Annotated in this window: 18 protein-coding genes; 11 read left to right on the top strand and 7 right to left on the bottom strand. The window is 67.3% G+C overall.

The window, feature by feature from the left end; genetic code table 11:
* Window positions 1–21: 21 nt before the first annotated feature.
* Window positions 22–2,391 (bottom strand): phosphocholine-specific phospholipase C, encoded by a 2,370-nt coding sequence (locus LGM71_RS14735; protein ID WP_226115238.1) that lies wholly within the window; start codon window positions 2,389–2,391, stop codon window positions 22–24.
* 518 nt (window positions 2,392–2,909) lie between these two features.
* Here LGM71_RS14735 and LGM71_RS14730 point away from each other — a divergent pair.
* On the top strand, window positions 2,910–3,410 hold the full coding sequence (locus tag LGM71_RS14730; RefSeq protein ID WP_226115237.1) for a GNAT family N-acetyltransferase: 501 nt from the start codon (window positions 2,910–2,912) through the stop codon (window positions 3,408–3,410).
* A 257-nt stretch (window positions 3,411–3,667) separates the two neighbouring features.
* Complete coding sequence (locus LGM71_RS14725) at window positions 3,668–5,263, top strand: thioredoxin family protein (RefSeq protein ID WP_226115236.1); 1,596 nt, start codon at window positions 3,668–3,670, stop codon at window positions 5,261–5,263.
* 48 nt (window positions 5,264–5,311) lie between these two features.
* On the opposite strand, the gene LGM71_RS14720 is transcribed toward LGM71_RS14725, so the two are convergent.
* A complete protein-coding gene (locus tag LGM71_RS14720) occupies window positions 5,312–5,563 on the bottom strand; it encodes a DUF4148 domain-containing protein (protein WP_175816401.1) in 252 nt (83 codons plus the stop codon).
* A gap of 500 nt (window positions 5,564–6,063) precedes the next feature.
* Entirely contained in the window at window positions 6,064–7,467 is a 1,404-nt protein-coding gene (locus LGM71_RS14715) for a GntP family permease (RefSeq protein ID WP_059598922.1), read from the bottom strand.
* Between the two features lie 326 nt (window positions 7,468–7,793).
* On the opposite strand from LGM71_RS14715, the gene LGM71_RS14710 reads away from it, so the two are divergent.
* The 5 genes from LGM71_RS14710 to LGM71_RS14690 all read left to right on the top strand — a co-directional run bounded on the left by LGM71_RS14710 (window position 7,794) and on the right by LGM71_RS14690 (window position 13,549).
* Window positions 7,794–9,281, top strand: coding sequence for a sigma-54 interaction domain-containing protein (locus LGM71_RS14710; protein ID WP_151049304.1), 1,488 nt, complete (start codon window positions 7,794–7,796; stop codon window positions 9,279–9,281).
* A gap of 66 nt (window positions 9,282–9,347) precedes the next feature.
* The gene (locus LGM71_RS14705; protein WP_226115235.1) at window positions 9,348–9,875 is read left to right on the top strand and encodes a BON domain-containing protein; all 528 of its coding nucleotides are present in this window, start codon (window positions 9,348–9,350) and stop codon (window positions 9,873–9,875) included.
* Window positions 9,876–9,936: 61 nt separating this feature from the next.
* Window positions 9,937–10,221, top strand: a complete 285-nt coding sequence (locus LGM71_RS14700) for a hypothetical protein (protein ID WP_226115234.1) — start codon at window positions 9,937–9,939, stop codon at window positions 10,219–10,221.
* A 103-nt stretch (window positions 10,222–10,324) separates the two neighbouring features.
* Window positions 10,325–10,621, top strand: a complete 297-nt coding sequence (locus LGM71_RS14695; RefSeq protein WP_059467298.1) for an H-NS family nucleoid-associated regulatory protein — start codon at window positions 10,325–10,327, stop codon at window positions 10,619–10,621.
* A 570-nt stretch (window positions 10,622–11,191) separates the two neighbouring features.
* Complete coding sequence (locus tag LGM71_RS14690; protein WP_226115233.1) at window positions 11,192–13,549, top strand: GNAT family N-acetyltransferase; 2,358 nt, start codon at window positions 11,192–11,194, stop codon at window positions 13,547–13,549.
* A gap of 682 nt (window positions 13,550–14,231) precedes the next feature.
* Here the strand turns inward: LGM71_RS14690 and LGM71_RS14685 are convergent.
* Both LGM71_RS14685 and LGM71_RS14680 read right to left on the bottom strand, forming a co-directional pair.
* Window positions 14,232–14,783, bottom strand: coding sequence for a hypothetical protein (locus tag LGM71_RS14685; protein ID WP_059598926.1), 552 nt, complete (start codon window positions 14,781–14,783; stop codon window positions 14,232–14,234).
* A gap of 252 nt (window positions 14,784–15,035) precedes the next feature.
* Complete coding sequence (locus LGM71_RS14680; RefSeq protein WP_059598963.1) at window positions 15,036–15,857, bottom strand: IclR family transcriptional regulator; 822 nt, start codon at window positions 15,855–15,857, stop codon at window positions 15,036–15,038.
* Between the two features lie 666 nt (window positions 15,858–16,523).
* Between LGM71_RS14680 and LGM71_RS14675 the strand changes: the two genes are divergently transcribed.
* Window positions 16,524–17,372, top strand: a complete 849-nt coding sequence (locus tag LGM71_RS14675) for an ureidoglycolate lyase (RefSeq protein WP_226115232.1) — start codon at window positions 16,524–16,526, stop codon at window positions 17,370–17,372.
* A gap of 199 nt (window positions 17,373–17,571) precedes the next feature.
* Here the strand turns inward: LGM71_RS14675 and LGM71_RS14670 are convergent, their stop codons facing one another.
* Window positions 17,572–17,955, bottom strand: a complete 384-nt coding sequence (locus LGM71_RS14670; RefSeq protein WP_059508454.1) for a VOC family protein — start codon at window positions 17,953–17,955, stop codon at window positions 17,572–17,574.
* A 100-nt stretch (window positions 17,956–18,055) separates the two neighbouring features.
* On the opposite strand from LGM71_RS14670, the gene LGM71_RS14665 reads away from it, so the two are divergent.
* Window positions 18,056–18,703, top strand: coding sequence for a CGNR zinc finger domain-containing protein (locus LGM71_RS14665; protein ID WP_226115231.1), 648 nt, complete (start codon window positions 18,056–18,058; stop codon window positions 18,701–18,703).
* 52 nt (window positions 18,704–18,755) lie between these two features.
* Here the strand turns inward: LGM71_RS14665 and prpR are convergent, their stop codons facing one another.
* The gene (gene prpR / locus LGM71_RS14660) at window positions 18,756–20,735 is read right to left on the bottom strand and encodes a propionate catabolism operon regulatory protein PrpR (protein WP_059598929.1); all 1,980 of its coding nucleotides are present in this window, start codon (window positions 20,733–20,735) and stop codon (window positions 18,756–18,758) included.
* A 171-nt stretch (window positions 20,736–20,906) separates the two neighbouring features.
* Between prpR and prpB the strand changes: the two genes are divergently transcribed.
* Both prpB and prpC read left to right on the top strand, forming a co-directional pair.
* A complete protein-coding gene (prpB, locus tag LGM71_RS14655) occupies window positions 20,907–21,800 on the top strand; it encodes a methylisocitrate lyase (RefSeq protein WP_059598930.1) in 894 nt (297 codons plus the stop codon).
* Between the two features lie 115 nt (window positions 21,801–21,915).
* Window positions 21,916–23,088 carry a 2-methylcitrate synthase gene (gene prpC, locus LGM71_RS14650; RefSeq protein WP_226115230.1) on the top strand — a complete coding sequence of 391 codons (1,173 nt, stop codon included), beginning with the start codon at window positions 21,916–21,918 and terminating at the stop codon, window positions 23,086–23,088.
* Window positions 23,089–23,143: the final 55 nt, after the last annotated feature.

Raw genomic sequence — 23,143 nt, 5'->3', positions numbered from 1 at the left:
GCCGGGCGGGCGCAGGTGCCGTCAGAAGCGGTCGGCGAACCCCATCGCCGGGTCGCTGACCGAGTGGCGACCCGTTTCGACGCGGCCGGCCACGCGGCGCGAGAAGCTCGCGTCGCTGTCGGCGGTGACGACGAAGTCGTACCAGTGGCCGGTCGAGTCGAGGTTCCAGTGCAGTTCCGACTGGCCGCCGGCGTGTACCGCGACGGTCCACGTCGTGCCCGTGTCGTTGCCGTGCCCGCGATCGTCGGTCGCGCCGCGGCCGGACAACTGGCCGTACACCTTGTTCGACTTCACCGTGAAGCGCACCGTGCTGCCGCCGTCGTTGCGCAGCCGCAGATGCAGGTTGCCGCTCGCGCCCGCATAGCCGACCCGGATTTCCGGATGCGGCGTGCGTGCGCCGGTCAGCCGGGCCAGATCGCCGGTGAAGCGGCGGTGATAGCCGTTCGGGCCGAGCACCCACAGGTCATATTTGCCGCCGTCGTCGGCCAGCGCCGCCCAGTCGCCGCGCAGCGCCTTGCCTGGTTCGACGACGTAGCGGCGCGGCACGCGGTCGAGATGCAGCTTGTCGTAGACGTGGAACACCGCGGCCGCGCGGCCCGTGTTCGCGAACTTCAGCGTGACGGTGCCCTTGCCGGGATCGACCTGCGCGCTCGCATGCAGCTCGTACGGCAACGCGCGCGACGGGCGCACGCCGGTGGCCTGTGCAGGCGGCGACGGCGTGGCCGGCGGCGTGATCTTCGGCGCGGCCTGCTGCGCGGTGCTCAGCGCGTCGACCTGGCTTTTCGTCGTGCGGCCCGCGAGCGTCGGCAGCGGTTCGTCGTTCGGCGCGCGGAAGTTGAACGCGCTCGTCAGGTCGCCGCACACCGCGCGGCGATATGCGCTGATCTGCGGCTCGACGACGCCGAAGCGCTTCTCGAGGAAAAGCAGCGTCGACGTATGGTCGAACACCTGCGAGTTGACCCAGCCGCCGCGGCTCCACGGCGACACGACCCACATCGGCACGCGCGGGCCCGGCCCGTACGGCCGGCCGTCGGCCGCCGGCTGGCTCGACGTGGCCGGCGCGAAGTCGTGGTACTCGACGGCGACGTCGGCAGCCGCCAGCGTATGGCCGCCCGCGAGCGAGCCGTCCGCGTTGCGCGACGGCACGGCCGGCGACGGCATGTGGTCGAAGAAGCCGTCGTTCTCGTCGTAGTTGATCAGCAGGACGGTCTTGCTCCACACGTCCGGATTCGCGGTCAGTGCGTCGAGCACCGCCTGCACGTACCACGCGCCCTGAGCGGGGCTCGACGGCCCCGGATGTTCGCTGTAGGCGGACGGCGGGATGATCCACGACACCTCGGGGAGCTTGCCGTTGCGGATGTCGTCGCGGAACGTTTCGAGAAAGCCGTACGGCATCGTGTTGCCGAAGCCCTTCGCGAGCGGGCTCAACGGATCGTCGATCGCCGGATCGTAGAACGCGCCGGCCGCCGTCACCGGCTGCGTGATGTCCGTCGACGCGACGTACGCGGGCCGGCGTGCGGCCGGCATCTGCTCGATGGCCGCGCGCCAGTGGCGGAAGCTCATCATCTCGTTGCAGCCGAAGTTGTCGATCAGGCTCTGGTAGACCTTCCAGTTCACGCCGGCCTGCTGCAGCCGGTCGGCGTAGGTCGTCCACGTCCAGCCCTGGCTCGACGGGCCGATGTCGTTGCCGCCGTTGAACTGGTTGTTCAGCGCGGCGACCTTCACGCGGCTGCCGTCGGCCGGGCTGATACCGTTCGGGCCGTTGGTGCCGCTCCAGAAGAACAGCCGGTTCGCGATGGTGCCCGTGTGCATCCCGCAGTGATAGTGGTCGCAGAGCGTGAACGCGTCGGCGAGCGCGCGCTGGAACGGCACCTCGGCCGCGTCGTAATAGCCCATCGACAGCGGCGTCTTCGCGTCGGGCCAGCGGTTCATCCGGCCGTGGTCCCACGCGGCCTGCGCGTCGGCCCACGTATGCGGCGTGCCGCCCGCGCGCTGCGCGTTGCCCTGGCTCGCATCGAGGTGGTACGGCGTGAAGGTCGTCGCGGGCGTCGTTTTCGTGTAGGTCTGGTAGAACACGTCGAGGCCGTTCGGCGACGGCACCGCGAAGCGGTCGCCGTAACCGCGCACGCCCTTGAACGTGCCGAAGTAGCCGTCGAACGCGCGGTTCTCCATCATCAGCAACACGACGTGCTTGACGTCCTTGATGGTCCCCGTTTCGTGGAAGGCGGGAATGGCGAGCGCGCGGCGGATGCTCGGCGGAAACGCGGACAGCGCGGCGGCGGCGAGGCCGGAACCGGCGGTCTGCTGGAGGAATTTGCGGCGTGACGTCGTGGTGTTTGGATCCTGTGAGGGTGGGAGCGTTCGCGAGTTCGTCTGGCGGTGACCGGGCATCGTCGCGCCCCGGGACGATCGGCGATGCGTGCGCGTTCGGGGCATCGGACGCGTATCGCGGCGATGTGCGATGCGCGATGCGCGACGTCGCGCGGATGGCGCGGCCGCCGTCGCGATCCTGCGCGCCGCGTGCTCGTGATGCGCGGGGCAGGTGTCGGCACACACCGGACCGGCGCGTGCCGGGCTGGGGCGGCGCCCAGTCTAGGGAGGCGACATGACGTCGACGTGATGAAGAAATGACATCGCATGTCGCGCACATGACGTTGCGTGCGCAACGATTAGTTCGAGCGCGATGCGAGGTTGAAAATGGTAAGAAATTACCGATCGCCGCACGCGTGACCGGTCGGAATTTTCCGGATTGGCGGGGGTCGCGCGAGCACGCTTCGTTGCGGATACAACCTGACGTGCAACGGCGTGACACCCGTGTTTCAAATGCGTGAAATCGGCTAAGCTCGATGCGTTGCTGCGCGCCTGCGCAGTCCGCGCCTTCGGCGCGACATTTCGGAACCGGCCCACCCATGACCGATATCACGATCCGGCACAGCGAGACGCACGACGTCGACGCGATCCGACAGATTGCCGCGCATCCCGCGGTGTACATGAATACGTTGCAGCAGCCGTTTCCGTCGCTCGAAAAATGGCAGAAGCGGCTCGACAACGTGCGCGAGCACGGCGTGAGTCTCGTTGCCGAAATCGATGGCACGGTGGTCGGCCATCTCGGCCTGCATCCCGAGCTGAATCCGCGCCGGCGCCACGCGGCGGCGCTCGGCATGATGGTCGACGCGGCCCGTCACGGGCGCGGCGTCGGCGGCCGGCTGCTCGCGGCCGCGATCGATCTCGCGGAGAACTGGCTGAACATCACGCGTCTCGAGCTGACCGTGTTCACCGACAACCACGCGGCGATCGCGCTCTACGAGAAACACGGTTTCCGCATCGAGGGCGAATCGCCGGATTACGCGTTGCGCGACGGCGTGCATGCGTCCGTGTATCACATGGCCCGGATCAAGGCGCCGCAGTGAAGGACCGGCCGTCGCGGACGTGACGGCACGCGGCCGCGACGCCGCGCGTCATATTCAATCGAGAATTCGTTCGTTTTCCTTCGGTTGTACCCGTCGTATCGTCGAACGATGTGCCGGTCGCTGCGGCCGGCTTCGCTTTTCCGTATCGATACATGCGCGGCGCTGCATGTCGGCCGGCCTCATCGTCATCGCTTCACGGCCCTCGTTGCGTGCGCGGCATCTCCCTGAAACCGTCTTGTTCAACGGAACCCGCTTCGATGAAAACCGCTCTTCGCAATCTCACCGCCGCCTGCCTGTTCGCTGCCGCCAGTGCGGCGCTTGCCGCTGCCGCGCCCGCGGGCGCCCCGGCGGCGAACGCATCGCCCGACGGCGCGCATCTGCCGCCCGGCATCGCCTGGCAGCAGGGCGACGTCGATGCCGCGTTCGCGCTCGCGAAGCGCACCGGCAAGCCGCTGCTGCTGTACTGGGGCGCCGTGTGGTGTCCGTCGTGCAACCAGGTGAAGTCGACGATCTTCAGCCAGCAGGCGTTCAAGACCCGCTCGTCGTTCTTCGTGCCCGTATATCTCGACGGCGACACCGAAAGCGCGCAGAAGCTCGGCGAGCGCTTCAAGGTGCACGGCTATCCGACGATGATCCTGTTCCGCCCGGACGGCACCGAAGTGACGCGGCTGCCGGGCGAGGCCGATCTCGAACGCTACATGCAGGTGCTGTCGCTCGGGATGACGGCCGCGCATCCGGTGCGGCAGACGCTCGCGACCGCGCTGAACAACGGCGCGGCGCTGACGCCGGCCGAATGGCATCTGCTGGCCGACTATTCCTGGGACACCGACGGCGCGCTACCGGTGCCGTCCGATCGTGTCGCGGTGACGCTGCAGACGCTGTCGCAACGTGCGCGTGCGGCTGGCGCGAAGGCGGACGCCGCGCGGTTTGCGCTGAAGTCGGCGGTGGTGGCGGCATCGGACGATCCCGCGCAGGCCGGCGCGCTCGACAAGGCGGCGCTCGTCGACGCGCTGCGTGCGGTGCTGCGCGAGCCGGCGCTGGTGCGCGCCGATTCGGACGTGCTCGTCGCAGCGCCCGCGCGCGTGGTCGCGTACCTCGGCGCCGACGCCGCGCAGCGCACGAAGCTGCGCGGCGCGTACGACACGGCGCTCGCGCGCCTGTCGACCGATGCGACGCTGTCGTCGATCGACCGTCTGATGGCGCTGCACGGCCGCGTGCTGCTCGCGCGCGGCGACGCGCACGACGGCGCGCCGCTCGCCGCGCCGGCGCTGGTCGATACCGCACGCAAGCAGATCGCGGCATCGGTGCAGGGCGCCGCGAACGCGTACGAGCGGCAGGCGCTCGTCAGCGAAGCGGCGGACACGCTGACCGACGCCGGGCTGTACGACGAATCCGACGTCTTGCTGAAGGCCGAGTTGCCGCGTTCGGCGACGCCGTACTACTTCATGTCGGGACTGGCGGCGAATGCGAAGGCGCGCGGCGACAAGGCCGCGGCGCTTGACTGGTACCGGAAGGCGTACGACTCGGCGAGCGGCCCGGCGACGAAGCTGCGCTGGGGCGCGACCTATTTCGCGAATGCGGTCGCGCTGGCGCCGGACGATTCGGCGCGGATCGAAGCGATCGCCGCGAGCGTGCTCGCGCAGGCCGGCAAGACCAAGGATGCGTTTTATGGGGCGAACCTGCGCGCGCTGACCAAGGTCGTCACGCAACTGAATCGCTGGCGCGGCGGCGGCGCGCACGATGCGTCGGTCAGGTCGGTCGTGAAGCAGTTCGACGGGGTGTGCGCGAAGTTGCCCGCGGGCGATCCACAGGCAGCGGCATGCGCGAAACTGATCGAGCCGGTGAAGGCGTGATGGCTTGCGCGGAAGCGGCCGGACGGGACGGCCGCGTCGTGACGGCGATTAGTGGCTCGACTCCGACGATGCACCTTGGTCGCTGCCATACCCGGCACTCTGCCCACGGGCGATCTTCGCTTCGGCGGAAACGATGCTGGCCGGGTAGAACCAATCGCTCGGCTGGAAGCCGGCCTGCTTGAGCGCCTTCACTTCGGCGTGAACCTGCGCGCGCGTGAGCGGCGGGTTCGACTGCGCTTGCGCGGCGAGCGGCGCGGATACGGCCAGGGCAACGGCAACTGCGTGAATCAGGCGCTTCATGATCGTGACCTCCATGTTTCCAGCTGTGCGGCCGGCCTTTCGACGGAGCGGCGGCGGTTGAAAGCAGTGTAGGCCCGGCCACGCGCGCGAAAAATGCGGTCGCGCCCAACTCAGTGTTCTGCCGCCGGTAACAATGGATGGCGGACGTGGACGTGGACGTGGACGTGGACGTGGACGTGGACGTGGACGTGGACGCTGACGGTGCCGGATGGCGGTGCGTGACGGGCGTCGGGCCGTCCGGGCCGTGCGGCGAGGTAGCGCCGAGCGGCTCCGGTCGGGCGGGGGACGAACCGGCGGATGAGAACCTCGGCGATCCGCCCCGGTTTGCGCGCGGAGGTGTCGGGAAGGTGCGGCGCGTCGCGACCCGCGTTGCGCTGCCTGCTTCGACAATGCCGGTCCGGTCGCCCAGCCCGGGCGTGCAGAGGAAGGAAGATGCGCCGGCCGCGGCGATGCGGCCGGACGAGGTGCGGCGGCGTTCGGAACGCCGCCCGATGCGGGGCTTACACGAGGCCCGTCGTGTAGTAGACGGCGATCACGAAGAACACCGCGAGCGTCTTGATCACGGTGACCGCGAAGATGTCGCGATACGACTCGCGGTGCGTGAGGCCCGTGACCGCGAGCAGCGTGATGACCGCGCCGTTGTGCGGCAGCGTGTCCATGCCGCCGCTGGCCATCGCGACGACCCGGTGCAGCACGTCCATCGGAATGTTGGCTGCCTGCGCGCCCTTGATGAACAGGTCCGACATCGCGGCGAGCGCGATGCTCATGCCGCCCGACGCCGAACCGGTGATGCCGGCGAGCGAGCTGACCGACACAGCCGCGTTCACCAGCGGGTTCGGAATGCTCTTCAGCGCGTCGCTGACGACGAGGAAGCCCGGCAGCGCGGCGATCACGCCACCGAAACCGTATTCCGACGCCGTGTTCATCGCGGCGAGCAGCGCGCCGCCGACGGCGGCCTTCGAACCGGCCGCGAAGCGGTCGCTGACGCGCTTGAACGCGGTCAGCACGACCAGCACGATGCCGAGCAGCAGCGCGGCCTCGACCGACCAGATCGCGACGACGGTCTTGATCGACGTCGTGACCGGCGTGTGCACGCCGGGCAGCACGTCCGGCGCGACCGTGTACGACGCGGCGCCGTACCACTGCGGAATCAGTTTCGTGAACGTGAAGTTCGATGCGCCGACGAGGATCAGCGGCAGGATCGCCAGCGCCGGATGCGGCAGTGCCGTCGCTTCGACGCGCTCCGGCTCGTTGACGAGCGACGTGCCGTAGCCTTCGCCCTTCGCCATCGCCGAACGGCGGCGCCATTCCAGATACGAGAGGCCGACGATGATGATGAACAGCGAGCCGATCGTGCCGAGCGCGGGTGCGGCCCAGGCGGTCGTCTTGAAGAACGTGGTCGGGATGATGTTCTGGATCTGCGGCGTGCCGGGCAGCGAATCCATCGTGAACGAGAACGCACCGAGCGCGATCGCGCCGGGCATCAGCCGCTTCGGAATATTGCTCTGGCGATAGAGTTCGGCCGCGAACGGATACACGGCGAACACCACGACGAACAGCGACACGCCGCCATAGGTGAGCAGCGCGCACACCGCGACGATCACCGCATTCGCACGCGAACGGCCGATGTAGCGGATCGCGGCATGGACGATCGACTCGGAGAATCCGGACAGTTCGATCACCTTGCCGAACACGGCGCCGAGCATGAAGACCGGGAAATACAGTTTGACGAAGCCGACCATTTTCTCCATGAAGATGCCGGAGAAGACCGGTGCGACGGCGGCGGGTTCGATCAGCAGGACCGCGCCGAGCGCGGCGATCGGCGCGAACAGGATCACGCTGTAGCCGCGATACGCGGCGAACATCAGGAACGCCAGCGCGGCAAGGACGATCACGAAAGACAAGGGAGTCTCCTAATAGCTTGGAATGGCTTTGGTTGTTGTTCGATCGCGGGACGCGCCGCGAACCGGCTCAGGTTCGTGCAGGTTTCGTGCCATCGGCCGGATTGCGCCGCCGGACGTGGATCCGGCGCTGGCCGGCGGGCCCGCGCCGGCCAATGTCTGAAGATTCTACATAAATCGTCTCCATCGGGAGACGATTCGGCCGCCAAGACTGCCCTCTGAATCGGGCAGGGCTTTCCCGGACAAGGGATTCCGGGATGTCTCCGAAATGAGATACTGCGTCTCGTTCCGGAGATATCCGGCCAAGCATACGCGGAGACAACGACACGATGATGAACGACTGGGTCCGCCTGCCCGTCAATTACGGCGATGTGCTGCGGCGCGCCGCCGAGTCGCTGTTTCGGACTTTCGAGGATTCGAGCGCGGGCACGGTGGTCGTCGATCGCGACGCGCGCGTGGTGTGGATGAACGAGCGTTATGCGGCGCGCTTCGGGTTCGCCGATCCGCAGCAGGCGGTCGGCCTCGACTGCGAGGCGGTGATTCCGAACAGCCTGATGCGTGAGGTCGTGTCGACCGGACAGCCGATCCTGCTCGACATCATGGAGACGGGCCGCGAGCCGCTCGTCGTCACACGCCTGCCGTTGAAGAACGAGGCGGGCGAGACGGTCGGCGCGATCGGCTTCGCACTGTTCGACCAGCTGAAGACGCTCACGCCGATCTTTTCCCGCTACGCGCAGCTTCAGCAGCAGCTGATCGCGACGCAGCGTTCGCTCGCGCAGGCACGCCGTGCGAAATACACGTTCGCGAGTTTCGTCGGCACGAGCGCCGCAAGCCTCGAAACCAAGCGGCAGGCGCGGCGCGCCGCACAGGTCGATTCGCCGGTGCTGCTGCTCGGCGAGACGGGCACCGGCAAGGAACTGCTCGCGCATGCGATTCACGCGGCGTCGGCGCGCGCGCTCCAGCCGCTCGTGACCGTCAACGTGGCCGCGATTCCCGACACGCTGCTCGAAACCGAATTCTTCGGCGCGGCGCCGGGCGCGTATACCGGTGCCGATCGCAAGGGACGCGTCGGCAAGTTCGAGCTGGCCGATCGCGGCACGCTGTTTCTCGACGAGATCGGCGACATGCCGCTGCCGCTGCAGGGCAAGCTGCTGCGCGTATTGCAGGACAAGGAGTTCGAACCGGTCGGCTCGAACCGGATCGTGCGTGCCGATGTGCGGATCATCGCCGCGACGTCGGCTGACCTGCCCGCGCTGGTCGAGGCCGGCCGTTTTCGCGCGGATCTCTATTACCGGCTCAATGTGCTGACGATTCATGCGCCGCCCTTGCGCGAGCGCGCGTCCGACATCGCGGCGCTCGTCTACGCGACGCTCGAGGAGCTGGCCGCGCAGCACGGTCGCGCTGCGCACTGCGAACTGACCGACGATGCGCTGCGGATGCTGTGCGCGTACCCGTGGCCGGGCAACGTACGCGAGCTGCGCAACACGCTTGAGCGTGCGCTGATGCTGTCGGATCGCTCGGTGATCGATGCGGGTGCGCTCGCGCCGTTCCTCGGGCCGGTGCGCGTGGTGCCGGATAGCGTGCCGGCGGGCACGCGGGCTGCTCCGTCGCCGGTCGGCCGGGATGCGGGCGATGCAGCGGGGGCGCCTGGTGCGCCGGTCGTTTCGTATACCGATGCATTGGCCGCGTGGGAGCGTCAGTTCCTGATCGACGCCCTTGCGGCATGCGACGGGAAGGTGGTCGAAGCGGCCGCGCGCATCGGCATCGGCCGGGCGACGCTGTACAAGAAACTGACGGCGCTCGGGATCGCCCGGTAGCAAGCGGCGGTGGATGCGCCCCGACATGAGGAACGGCACCGGTGAAGTGCCCGACAGGAGACGACGATGAAGCGAATCGCAATTGCCGGATGGCTGGCCGTACTGGTAGTGATGTCCTCGCTCGCACAGGCGGGTGACGCGGACACACCCGCGGTGCGACGCAACTGGTACAACGATCCGTTCGTCGCGCTGTCGCGAGGCTTCGCCGAATGCCCGCTGCCGCTCGGCCCGTGGATGACGCGCGCCGAGATGGAAGACGACGCGCATTACCGCGTCGAGCGCGGGACCACCTGCTGGCTCGCCCACCGCTGCACGAAACCGAATTCGTATATGTATGACGCGCCGATCGCCGAGGCGGCGAAAGCGCATTTCGCGGGCACCGATCGTCTGCAGGGCACGAGCCTGTGGATCACCGTGCAGCGGCGCTTCATCTATGTCGAAGGGTGTGCCGATCCGGCATTCGATCGGCAGGCGCTGGAGCGCGAACTCGGCGCGCTTCCCGACGTCGAGCAGGTGTTCGTTCGCATCACCGACGATCCGCACCGGGCCGTGCCGTACAAGACGCGCGGACGGCCGGACCGGGCGCCTGACTGAACGACTGACGGCGGTGCATGGCATACTCGCGGCATTAAAAAATCGGTTGACGGAAAGAACAATGAAACACATGCTTGCGTCGGTCTGTCGGTGGCCTCGAATGCATTGGCGTCGGGCCGGATTGTTGGCCCTCGTTGCGGGGCTCGGCGGGTGCGGCGGCGGGGCGCCACTGTTCACTTCGGATGGGCGCCCGACCACGCAGGTGCAGTGCACCGGTAGCGACTGGAGCAATTGCACGGACAATGCCCGAGCCATCTGCAACGGTGAATTCGACGTCCTTCAGCAATCGACCGATGACGCAATGCGAAATCTTCTCTTCGCATGCAAGAAGAAAAGCGGTTATTGATCCCGACATGATCGGATAAAGAGACCGTAATCGGGTGAGACGCTTTTCTATTCGCTTGGAGTCGGCTATTTTTCATGAATAACACTCACGGAGTCCCATCCATATGGCGACCTACAGGCAACTGACAGCGCAGCTCGAAAGACTTCAGCAAAAGATCGACAAGGAACGCGAAAAGGCGATTGCCGATGCGATTGCCGCCATTCGGGCAAAAATCGAGGAATTCGACATCACCGCGGAAGAACTCGGTTTTCGACCGATCGGCGCCGCTGCTGCCGCGAAGCCGAAGCGTCCGTTGCCGCCGAAGTACCTGAACCCGAAGACGGGCGAAACGTGGAGTGGTCGCGGGCGGGCGCCGGCATGGCTCGGCAAGAACCGCGCGCGTTTCCTGATCAAGGACTGACTCCCGAAAATCCTCACCTTTCGTGCGCTGACTGACGGTGCGAACGGCCATGTGGCCGTCGCACCGTTTTGTTTTTGGGCAGTCGCAGCAGGACTCGAAACCGCGAATTGAACACCGATGCCGCGCGATTAACGGATATCGTTTTGCGAATTCGCCGCGATTCGGCCGGGTATTGCCGTGAATTCCCGTAAACAACCCCGTAATTTCGCGGCATGCGTGCATTGGCATGCTCGATCTTCGCGGTGCAGACGTATCGCCGATTGCGATCACCTCTCGCGTACTTGCACTGCGTGCCCTGCAATTCCCGAACTTGCTCACCATGCCTCCTGTAAATCCTCACCTTTGAAACGGCGACCGGATGGGCGCATCGTGTCGCCTTCGCCCGTTGCGTCGTGCAAAGACGCGGTGACCGGCTCATGTTGCGGGCATTGATGCGCGTCGCACAGTCGGCCGTTTGGCATATAGGCAGCCGCATCGGGTTCGCCTATGCTTGGAGTTCGCGTCGACCGGCGCACGGCCATTCGGCTCGTGTGCCGGCCGGGTCGTTTTTCATTACCGTGTGGAGCCGATGTGACCGTCCGCCATCTCGATGCGTTGTTTCAGCCCAGGTCCGTTGCGGTCGTCGGTGCATCGTCGCGCGCGGGCAGTATTGGTGCGATGGTGTGGGCGCGTGTGCTCGATGGCGCGTTCGAGGGGCCGGTGTGGCCCGTCAATCCGAAGTATCGCGAGCTGAACGGGTACTCGGTCGTGGCCGATGTCGAACGGCTGCCCGCCCCGCCCTCGGTCGCCGTGATCTGCACGCCGCCTGCCACATGGGCCGGCATCGTGCGCAAGCTCGGCGAGATCGGCACGCGTGTCGCGGTGATTGTCGGTGAGGCGCGCACCGACGCCGACCGCGCCGCGCTCGATCGCACGCTCAAGGCCGCGAAGCCGTTCGTGCTCCGTATCGTCGGGCCCGGCAGTCTCGGCGTGCTGTCGCCCGCGCGGCATGCGCATTTCGGCGCGCCAGCCTATACGGTGCGATCGGGTGGCGTCGCCTGGGTGTCGCAATCGAACGCGCTGACGAATGCGGTACTCGGCTGGGCCGATGCACGAGGCCTCGGCTTTTCACATGTCGTCGCGTTGGGTAGCGAGGCCGACGTCGATGCAGGCGATGTGCTCGACTACCTCGCGAGCGATCCCGGCACGCGCGCGATCTTGCTCGAGCTCGACACCGTGTGTGCCGCGCGCAAGTTCATGTCGGCAGCGCGTGCGGCGGCGCGCAACAAACCGGTGCTCGCGCTGCGCACCGGGCGCGCCGATTCCGGTGATGCGCTTTACACGGCGGCGTTCCAGCGTGCGGGGATGGTGCGTGTCGATGCACTCGACGATCTGCTCGACGAGATCGAGACGCTCGGCGTCGGGCGCGTCACTGCGCGCGGCGCGGCCACACTCGTGACGAGCGACGCAGGCGTCGCGAAACTCGCGGTCGATGCGGTCGCGGAGGTGCGCGACGTGCTGGTCGACTGGCCGGCCGAGGCAACGTCGGCGGTCGCGGCCGCGCTGCCGCATCTCCGCGGGCCCGGCAATCCGCTGACGCTCGGCGACGATGCGCGCCCCGAGCATTTCGGCGCCGCCATCAAGGCGCTCGCGCCGTTTCCGCAAACGGGCACGCTGTTCGTCGTGCATTCGACGTCCCACAGCGCGCCGGCCGACGCGGTCGCGCGCACGCTGATCGAATCGCGGCAGTACGCGCACCGCGGCATCCTCGCGTGTTTCTTCGGTGCGGTCGACGCGGCGACGCGCGACGCACTGCACGCGAACGGCATTCCGGTGCACACCACACCGCAGCGGCTTGCGCGCGCATACGCACGGCTCGTCGACTACAACCTCGGGCGGCAGTTGCTGATGCAGACGCCCGAGGGCACGCCGCTGCAGCCGGCCGAGTGCGTTGCGTCCGCGCAGGCCGAGGCCAGACGGATGGTCGAGGCCGGCGAGCATGAGCTGGCCGGCGAAGCAGCGTTGCGCTGGTTGTCGCACTTCGGCGTGCACGGCGAGCCGGCCGATGCGCCGGTGGGCACCAGAGTCGTCGACGTCACAGTCGACATGTACGACGATTCGAACTTCGGCCCGGTGTTTCGTTATGCCGTGCCGCCGACCGACGGCGTATCGGCACCTTTCGTCGTGTACGGGCTGCCACCGCTGAATACGGTGCTCGCCCGCGCGGTGATGGAGCGTTCACCCTATGCGCGCCGCACGCCTGTCGAACCCACGCTCGATGCGCTGACGGCGCTGTCGCAAGTTGTTTGCGACGTGCGCGAGGTCGTCGCGATGTCGGTCACGCTGCGCGTGCTGTCCGACCGGGCATACGTGGTCGCGCCGCGCATCACGCTTGCGTCCGGGCGCAGCCGGCTCGCGATCATGCCGTATCCGCGCCATCTCGAGCAGACGCTCGAATGGCGCGGCGAGACCGTGACGATCCGGCCGATCCGTCCGGAAGACGAAGAAGCGCACAACGAGCTGCTTGGCGCGATGACGCCGGACGATCTGCGGATGCGTTTCTTCGGTGCCGTGCGCAGCTTCGATCATTCGCAAGTCGCGCGCATGACTCAGATCGACTACGACCGTGAGATGGCCTTCATCGTGTCGTTCACCGACGTATCGGGCCGGTCGCACACGCTCGCGGTGGCGCGCGCGGTTGCCGATCCCGACAACGAGACGGCCGAGTTCGCGATTGCTGTCCGGCCCGATCAGAAGGGCAAGGGGCTCGGGCGGCTGATGATGGCGCGTATCATCGACTACGCGCGGTCGCGCGGCACCGCGTGGATGGTCGGCGAGGCGCTGCGCGAGAACACCGCGATGATCTCGCTGGCGAAATCCTGCGGTTTCGAGGTGTCGACGACGGAGGAGCCCAGCGTGGTGGGGTTCAGGATGAAGCTGCAACCGTAATCGCGCCGGCGAGTGTGCCTGAACGTTCGGCGGTGTCGTGCGCAGCCGCTACGGAACGCGCGATGTCGGTGATGCGCAGCCGCGACCGAGCGAATCGGTTGTAGTTCGGCATGCAGATCGTTCGACTCTTTCGCCTCACTGTGCGGATCGGTACGACGCTCGCTTCGCGACCGGCGGGAAAGGGCGATCTCGTCGAGTTACCGCGTCCTCGGCGGGCGGTTGCGTATGCTGGTGACCTCGGCGTATCGCCGGTTCCGGCGCAATATTCGAGCGCACTGACGCCCGCCTTGCGCACCGCCAGCATTGAAAGCGGACCAAAGGTGAGATTTTTCAGGAGCCGAAAGTGAGCTTTTCCGGGAGCAATCGGGTGAGTCGATACGGAAGCACCCGGTGAGCCTTCGCGGGAGCTGCCGGTGAGCCCTTGCGGGAGGCCCCGGTGAGCCTTTCCGGGAAGGGGGGGTGAGCGTCTGCGGGATGCGTCGGTGAGGACGTTCGGGAGGGGCTGGTGAGCGTCTCCGGAAACTTCAGTGAGCTTTTACGGGATGCTCTGGTGAGCGCTTACGGGATGCTTTGGTGAGACTTTTCGGGAGCCCACGGACGCAGTGCTCCGTCTGGCGCGGCGCGGGTTTCGGCCGGCGTCCGCGCCGGTGCGGGCACGCATGAACCGTGCCCGCGATGGCATTTATGCAGCAAGTTTCGACGCTGCGTCGTTCACCTGGTCACGCGAAATCGCGAGTTCTTCGAGGTGCGCGTCGGCATAAACGCCGCCGGTTTCGCGCTCGAGGCGGGCGATCGTCAGGGCGCAACGCGCGGTGTCCTTCGGCATCGCGATGAAGCGCTTGACCGATTCGCCGGACGTAAATGCATCGAACAGCGCGCCGCGCACGTCGTCCGGAAGCGTCTTGGTCCATTGGTACGGCTTGCCGTTGAACGTGATCGACGGCGGCAGCGTGCGCTCCTTCTTGGTGGCCGTGATCAGGCCGTAGGTGCGCGCGGCGTCGCCGATCTGCTCGGGCGAGAAGAGTTCGTCGGGCGTGATGTCGAACTGCTCGATGTAGTTCTCGATCGCGCGCATCGCTTCGGCACGGTCGTCGCGCTTCTTCTGCGCGCGCGCGACGATGTCGCGCAGCTCGTCCGCTTCCTCGGGCGTGATCGTGAAGCTCGCCTGCTTCTGCTGAAGTTCGGAGAAACGCTGGAATTCTTGATCGTTCAGAAGTTTGGCCATGACATCCATCGGATACGACGGCCGCGACAGCCGGCCGTCGTCGTGTTTGAGAGGGCCGCTATTCTAGCGTAGCGCGGCATCCGCGCATCCGGAAACGGTCTGCCGGATGCCGGTACGAGAGCCCGCGTGGCCGGTACGCATCGCACACTGCGTGCGCGATGTCGAGCCCGCCCGCCTGCCCGATCCGCTGGCCGTGTGACCGAACGACCGCCGCACCCGAACGGTCTGCCACCTTCAGCGCGGTCGACCGTTCCGCAACGCTCAGCAAGTCTCCGCGCGGTACATCGACAACTGGCCTGCCGTATCGCGCAGTCCCACGACGACCACCTCGACCGACGGCGCCATATGCGCGTCGATCCGGCGCATGTACGGGCAGGTCAGCACCGCGATCGCATGGCCGGCCGGGCCGAGGATCGGCGCGCTCAGGTCGGTCACGCCGTATGCCTGGCGGCTGTCCTGGCGCACGTAACCGGACTGGCGGATGGACTGGCACGCATGCGCGAGTTCCTGCTCGTTCATCGGGGTTTCGCCCTTGACCTTGCGATGCTCGGCCAGCATGTGCGCACGCTGCTCGGCACCCTGGAACGACAGCATCACGCGCCCCGACGCCGTATCGGCGAGCCCGACGCGCGAGCCGAGCCGCACCGACACACCCCATGGGCCGGGGCCGTCCACCTGCGCAATCACGAGCAGGTTGCCGCGATCGTAGACGGTCAAGTGGCACGACTGTTCCGCCGCGTCGGCAAAGCGCTGCATCAGCGGTAAGGCCTCGGCGATCAGCCGGTTCATTGGCGGATGCCGATGCGCGAGCGCGAACAGTTTCAGGCTGAGCGTGTAACGGTCGCCGCCACTCGAGCGCATCACGTAGCGGCGTGCGACGAGACGCTCGAGCATCCGGTAGATCTCGCTCGCGTTGCGGCCGAGTTCCTTCGTGATTTCGGTGCGGGTGAGTCCTTCCTTCTGTTCCGACAGGAGTTCGAGAATGTCGAGACCCTTGTCGAGCGCGGGCGCGCGATAGCGGTCGGCTGTGCCCATCGACTCCCGTGCGTCGCTGCCGGGGAGCGGGTTATTGGTCGTTTGCATCATGGGGTAGGAAGTCCGGGGATTGCCAATCGGGTGGCGACGCACGCCGGCCGGCTTTGCACGCGAATTCGTGAAGCCGCATGCGGATGTGACTGCCATCCGCGCGAGCTTAACAACAAACGTTCAGTGTGCAATGCAGCGTCTTTTTACCGATCGTTACCCAGCAAGAACGGATTACATATCGTTCCCGATGACAGGTTCATAAGAAATATTCGCAATTTATCTTTTGGTGTCGACGGACGGCGGCATTTGGCGTAAAGCCGAACGGTTTGGCAGGCCCGATGCTGCGGTGCAACCTCCATGGGCGCACCAATAGTCGGTATCCGTCGCGCGCCATTTCACGGCGGGCCGCCGGTGGTACAAAGAGCGGCGGGCCAGCGACGGCGCGGCCGCGCGTGAAGCCGGCCGGCACAGCACAGGCCGGCACGTGTCGCGAATGCCGGGCCGTCGTCGCCGATGCGCAGACCGGCGGCCGCCCGTTCGATGCGCGCCGCACTCAGGTGCGGCGCCGCGATCGCTGCGCCTGCGCGAGCCTCGCGTGTCGATTGGCCTGCCGGATGCGGCGCCGACGCGCGTCATCGACGATCGACATTCAGTCCGGCGAGTGGCCGTCAACGGCTGCGTCGGCCGGTATCCTGTCACATTCGACAACAGAGGTTGAGCACGATGAAACTGCTTCGCTATGGCCTGCCGGGCCAGGAAAAGCCCGGTATTCTCGACGCGGACGGCCGGATTCGCGACCTGTCCGCGCACGTGCCGGATCTTGCTGGCGACGCGCTGTCCGACGCCGCGCTCGCGCGCCTGCGCGCGATCGACCCGGCCACGCTGCCGCTCGTCCCTGGCGAGCCGCGCATTGGCCCGTGCGTCGGGCGCGTCGGCAAGTTCATCGGCATTGGTCTGAATTATGCCGATCACGCGGCCGAAGCCGGCATGCCGGTACCGAAGGAGCCGGTGGTATTCGGCAAATGGACGAGTTCGATCTGCGGCCCGAACGACGGCATCGACATCCCGAAGGGCTCGGTGAAGACGGACTGGGAAGTCGAGCTGGGCGTCGTGATCGGCGCGACGTGCAAGGACGTCGACGAGGCGCGCGCGCTGGATTACGTCGCCGGCTATTGCGTCGTCAACGACGTCTCCGAGCGCGAGTGGCAGATCGAACGCGGCGGCCAGTGGGACAAGGGCAAGGGCTTCGATACGTTCGGCCCGATCGGCCCGTGGCTCGTGACGCGCGACGAGGTGCCCGATCCGCAGCGCCTCGACCTGTGGCTCGAGATCGACGGCCACCGCTACCAGAACGGCAACACGCGCACGATGGTGTTCACCGTCGCGCAACTGATCGCCTACCTGTCGACCTGCATGACGCTGCAACCGGGCGACGTGATCACGACTGGTACGCCGCCGGGCGTCGGGATGGGCATCAAGCCATCGCCGGTGTTCCTGAAGGCCGGCCAGACCGTGCGCCTCGGGGTCGAGGGGCTGGGCGAGCAACGGCAGGGCACGCGCAACGCGCAGTAGGCCAGTGTGCGGCGCGGGCCGGATCGCGGGCGCAATCGACCGCAACCCGGCCGTGCCGTCCGACCGTCCGCTCGGCCACTGGCGTGATTGCTCGCGGTGGCCGTCGCGAACCGGCCATCGATGCAGCAAAGACAAGGGCCCGATTCCGCGCGATGCGGAATCGGGCCCTTGTCGTTCACCCGTGTCGGTGCGAACCGGATCAGACGACGTTGTCCAGCTCGCAATGGGCTTCGAGCCGATACCCGTCGGGATCGACGACGAATGCCGCGTAATAGCCGGGGCCGTAGTGCTCGCGCTTGCCCGGCCCGCCATTGTCCTGTCCGCCGTGCTGCAGCGCGGCGCGATAGAACGCATCGACTTCCACGGGCGACGAGGCGCGAAACGACACGTGCAACCCTGAATCGGGATCGGCGACGACCGGACGCGCCGCGTGCTGCAACCACAGCACCGGTTCGCTGGTGCCGTAGCCGAGGGATCCGTCGTCGCTGTACAGCCGCTTGTAGCCGAGCGCGCCAAGCGTGTTGTCGTAGAACGCGCGGCTGCGGTCGATGTGGGCAACGCCGAACGAAAGGTGATCGATCATCTGTGGCTCCTTGAACTGAAGGGGGGACGTCAGTGCAGCAAACCTTTTTTAACCACCATGCTGGTTATGTTAGAAAGCGTCCGGCCGCTTGTCAACCGGCATGGTGGTTAGATACGATCGCGTCATGAGCAAAACGCAACCTTCCGTCGCGACGGACTGCCTGGTTCCGGCACCGTCCGAAACGCTGAGCATCGATTTCGCGAACACGCTGTACTGGCGCGGCACGGACGCACCGACCGAAACCTTCGGCACGCTGGATGACCTGTTCACATGGTGCCGCGAGCAGGCGGGCATGCCGGCCGGCCTGGCCGACGTATGTCGTGCACAAGTGAAGGAGAAGGAGAGCGAGCCGGCGATGCTGGCGCGCGCGCTCGCGTTACGCGAGGCGCTGTATCGGCTCTTTCACGCGCAGGCCGAGCGGCGCGAGCCGCAAGCCGACGATCTCGCGCTGCTGGGCGGTTTTCTGGCGGAAGCGGCGCCGCGCGTCGCGCTCGCGCGGATCGACGGCGGCTACGCGTGGCGGATCGGGCCAGCGGATGCGACGCTCGCGAGGTTGCTGAGCCCGGTGCTGTGGTCGGCGACGGACCTGCTGGGCGGCGCGCGGCTCGCGAAGGTCAAGCGCTGCGCGAACGACGCATGCCAGTGGCTGTTCATCGACGACAGCAAGAACGGCAGCCGTCGCTGGTGCTCGATGTCTTCGTGCGGGAATCGCGCGAAGGCTTACCGCCACTATCACAAGGCCGATTGACGGCGGCGCGCGTCCGGCGCGTCATTACCTGCCGCACCTGTCTCGCCCGAACCTATTTCGCCGACAACTTCCGCCACAGCGTCGTCTTGCTGATGCCGAGCATCGCGCACGCGCGATCGCGATCGCCGCCGCACGCGTCGAGCACCGCGCGGATCTCGTCGGCTTCGGCGCGGCGGCGGCGCGCGTGGAGTGTCTGCGCGTCGTCGGTGTCGGTCGAGTCCGGCGGCGCGGCGAACAACTCGGGCGCGATCGCCTGCAGCGCATCGGGGGTGAGCGCCGCGCATGAGGCGCCCGGATGCGCGTCGACTTCCTCGGCCAGTTCCACCGCGATCCGCTCGACCACGTTCTGCAGTTCCCGCACGTTGCCGGGCCATCGGTAGCGAGCGAGCGTCGCCTGCGTCGCGTCGAGCACGCGCACCGCATCGCCGACCTCGCGCACGCGTTCGGCCAGCCGCGGTTCGCGCCGCGCAGCCTGCACGAGCAGCGTGGCCGCGAGCGCCGGAATGTCGGTGGCGCGCTCGCGCAGCGGCGGCAGGCCGATGTTCAGGATGTTGAGCCGGTAATACAGGTCCGCGCGGAACGTGCCGTCCTCGACGGCCGCGAGCAGCGGGCGGTGCGTCGCGGCGATCACGCGCACGTCGATGCGGATCGGCTCGGTCGAGCCGAGGCGGATCACCTCGCGCTCCTGCAGCACGCGCAGCAGCCGGCTCTGCAGCGACGGCGGCATTTCGCCGATCTCGTCGAGAAACAGCGTGCCGCGGTGCGCGGCTTCGAACAGGCCGGTCTTGCCGCCGCGCCGCGCGCCGGTGAACGCGCCTTCCTCGTAACCGAACAGCTCGCTCTCGAGCAGCGCCTCCGGAAACGCGCCGCAGTTGATCGCGACGAACGGATAGCTGTGCCGCACTGACAGCGCGTGCAGGCTCTGCGCGATCATCTCCTTGCCGGTGCCGCTTTCGCCGAGCACGAGGACGGTCGCGTCGGATTTCGCGTAGCGCCGCACGAGATCGCGCACGCGCGCCATCGGCGCGGACGCGCCGATCACGTCGTCGAGCGTGTAGCGCGCCGCGAACTGCTGCGTGTTCGGCTGCGAGCGCAGCGCGCGGTCGAGCCGTTCGACCGCGCGCGATTCCTGGAACGTCAGCACGCTGCCCGACGTCACGCCGCGATCGACGAGCGGCCCGCGATGCACGACGTAGCGCACGCCGCGCACGGTCGCAAGCGCGTCGCCGTCCTCGCCGCGCAGCGTGCGCAACTCCGGGCGCAGGTCGACCAGCGCGCGGCCGACGGCCGCCGCGGGTTCGACCCCGAGCGCCGACGCGAGCCGTTCGTTGATGGCTTCGACGCGACCGCGCGCATCGAGCGCGACCACGCCATCGCGCAGATGCTGCAACAGGTTGTCGAGCCGCTGGCGGCGAAACGCCTCGGCGTGTGTCGCGTACGCGACTTCGAGCGCCGTCTCGACCGCCTGGCGCACCGACGCGTGCGAATACAGGAACACGGCGCCCATGCCGGCGCTCGCCGCGAGATCGGTGACGAGGCCGGGGCCGACGATCGTCTCGATGCCGCGGTCGTGCAGGTCGTGCACGCAGGCTTCCGCTTCCTGCGCGGACTGATATGACGCAAACTGCACGTCGAGGCCGTAAGCGGCGACGAAGCGACGCACTTCGGGCGGCGTCTCGCCGGCGCTGACGAGCGCGATCCGCGTGGCATCGCGCCGTGCGCGCGCGAGCGCCTGCATCACGTCGAAGCCGGTCGGCGACACGACCACGACCGGCACCTGCGCACGCGTTTTCAGGAAGCCGCCGTTCGAGCCGGCCGCGACGATCACGTCGGGCCGCGCGGTGCCGGCCTCCGCGATCGCGCTCAATGCATCTTCGTACGCGCGCGTGACGATGCGCACGTCGGCACGTTCGTCGAATTCGCCGGCGATCTCGCGAAACAGGTCGCGCAGGCGGCTGATGCCCATCGCCCAGATGCGCGGGCGAACGGTGCGGTCGGCCGGGCCGACGGGCTTGGTCGAGGAGAGGTCCATGGCGACCGATTATGCGCGCGGGATTTCATTTCTGAAACATGAAATTGCCGAATTGAAATCACCGGACGATTCATCGCACGTTCCGGTTGCTTAAGAATCAGTGGGTTAGCGGTGTTTCGCGAGCTGGCCCGGTCCTTGCTGTTTGATGGGCATTCCTTCAGGAGGCCGTTCATGAGCAACACGCATCTTCAGAGCGCCGGCGCGAAATTCCGCGCGGCAGTCGCGGCCGAGCAGCCGCTGCAGGTGGTCGGCGCGATTACCGCGTATGCAGCCAAGATGGCGCAGGCCGTCGGCTTCAAGGCCGTCTACCTGTCGGGTGGCGGCGTCGCCGCGAATTCGCTCGGCATCCCCGATCTCGGCATCAGCACGATGGAAGACGTGCTGATCGACGCGAACCGGATCACCAACGCGACCGACCTGCCGCTGCTGGTCGACATCGACACGGGCTGGGGCGGCGCGTTCAACATCGCGCGCACGGTCCGTTCGTTCATCAAGGCCGGCGTCGCGGCCGTCCACCTCGAGGACCAGGTCGGCCAGAAGCGCTGCGGCCACCGTCCGGGCAAGGAAGTCGTGCCGACCGACGAAATGGTCGATCGCGTGAAGGCCGCGGTCGATGCGCGCACCGACGACCAGTTCGTGATCATGGCCCGCACCGACGCGGCTGCCGCCGAAGGGATCGACGCCGCGATCGAGCGCGCGATCGCATACGTGGAAGCCGGCGCCGACATGATCTTCCCGGAAGCGATGAAGACGCTCGACGACTACCGCCGCTTCAAGGCCGCCGTGAAGGTGCCGATCCTCGCGAACCTGACCGAATTCGGCTCGACGCCGCTGTTCACGCTCGACGAGTTGCGCGAGGCGAACGTCGACATCGCGCTGTACTGCTGCGGCGCCTATCGCGCGATGAACAAGGCCGCGCTGAATTTCTACGAGACGTTGCGTCGCGACGGCACGCAGAAGGCTGCGGTGCCGACCATGCAGACCCGCGCCGAGCTGTACGACTTCCTCGGCTATCACGAATACGAGCGCAAGCTCGACGAACTGTTCGCGCAGGGCAAGAAGTAACGCGGCCCGCGCGCCGGGACACGGTTCCCGGAATGCTTTGCATGAAGCCGGAACGCGCGCACCCGCGCCGCGCCCGGCCGACATGACACCCCGATACCCATTGGAGAATCGAAACATGAGCGAGACGAAAGACGCAGCAGCACCGGCCGCCGCAGGCGCATTCAAGCCGAAGAAGTCGGTGGCGCTGTCGGGCGTGACGGCCGGCAACACGGCGCTGTGCACGGTCGGCAAGACCGGCAACGACCTCCACTATCGCGGCTACGACATTCTCGACGTCGCCGAATCGTGCGAGTTCGAGGAAATCGCGCACCTGCTCGTGCACGGCACGCTGCCGAACCTGACCGAACTGGCCGCGTACAAGACCAAGCTGCGCGCGCTGCGCGGCCTGCCGAGCGCGCTGAAGGCCGCGCTCGAGCAGATCCCGGCATCGGCCCACCCGATGGACGTGATGCGCACCGGCGTGTCGGTGCTCGGCACCGTGCTGCCCGAGAAGGACGATCACAACCTGCCGGGCGCGCGCGACATCGCCGACCGCCTGATGGCGTCGCTCGGCTCGATGCTGCTGTACTGGTATCACTTCTCGCACAACGGCAAGCGCATCGAGACGGAAACCGACGACGACTCGATCGGCGGCCACTTCCTGCACCTGCTGCACGGCAAGACGCCGTCGAAGTCGTGGGTCGACGCGATGCACACGTCGCTGATCCTGTACGCGGAGCACGAGTTCAACGCATCGACGTTCACCGGCCGCGTGATCGCGGGCACGGGCTCGGACATCTATTCGGCGATCACCGGCGCGATCGGTGCGCTGCGCGGGCCGAAGCATGGCGGCGCGAACGAAGTCGCGTATGAAATCCAGAGCCGCTACAGCTCGCCGGACGACGCCGAAGCCGATATCCGCCGCCGCGTCGAGAACAAGGAAGTCGTGATCGGCTTCGGCCATCCGGTCTACACGATCTCCGATCCGCGCAACAAGGTGATCAAGGGCGTCGCGCACAAGCTGTCGAAGGAAGCGGGCGACCTGAAGCTGTACGGCATCGCCGAGCGCCTCGAGTCGGTGATGTGGGAAGCGAAGAAGATGTTCCCGAACCTCGACTGGTTCAGCGCCGTGTCGTATCACATGATGGGCGTGCCGACCGCGATGTTCACGCCGCTGTTCGTGATCTCGCGCACGTCCGGCTGGAGCGCGCACATCATCGAGCAGCGCATCGACAACAAGATCATCCGCCCGAGCGCGAACTACACGGGTCCGGAAGACCTGCAGTTCGTGCCGATCGAGAAGCGCTGAAACGCCTGCCGCTCGCGCCGGCGCCCGTGATGCGGGTTGCCGGCGCGCGCGGAAC

This window comes from Burkholderia sp. AU33545 (assembly GCF_020419685.1).
Classification (GTDB): domain Bacteria; phylum Pseudomonadota; class Gammaproteobacteria; order Burkholderiales; family Burkholderiaceae; genus Burkholderia; species Burkholderia diffusa.
Note: the sequence above shows the minus strand (reverse complement) of the source record. Positions and strands in the feature narration are given on the sequence as shown.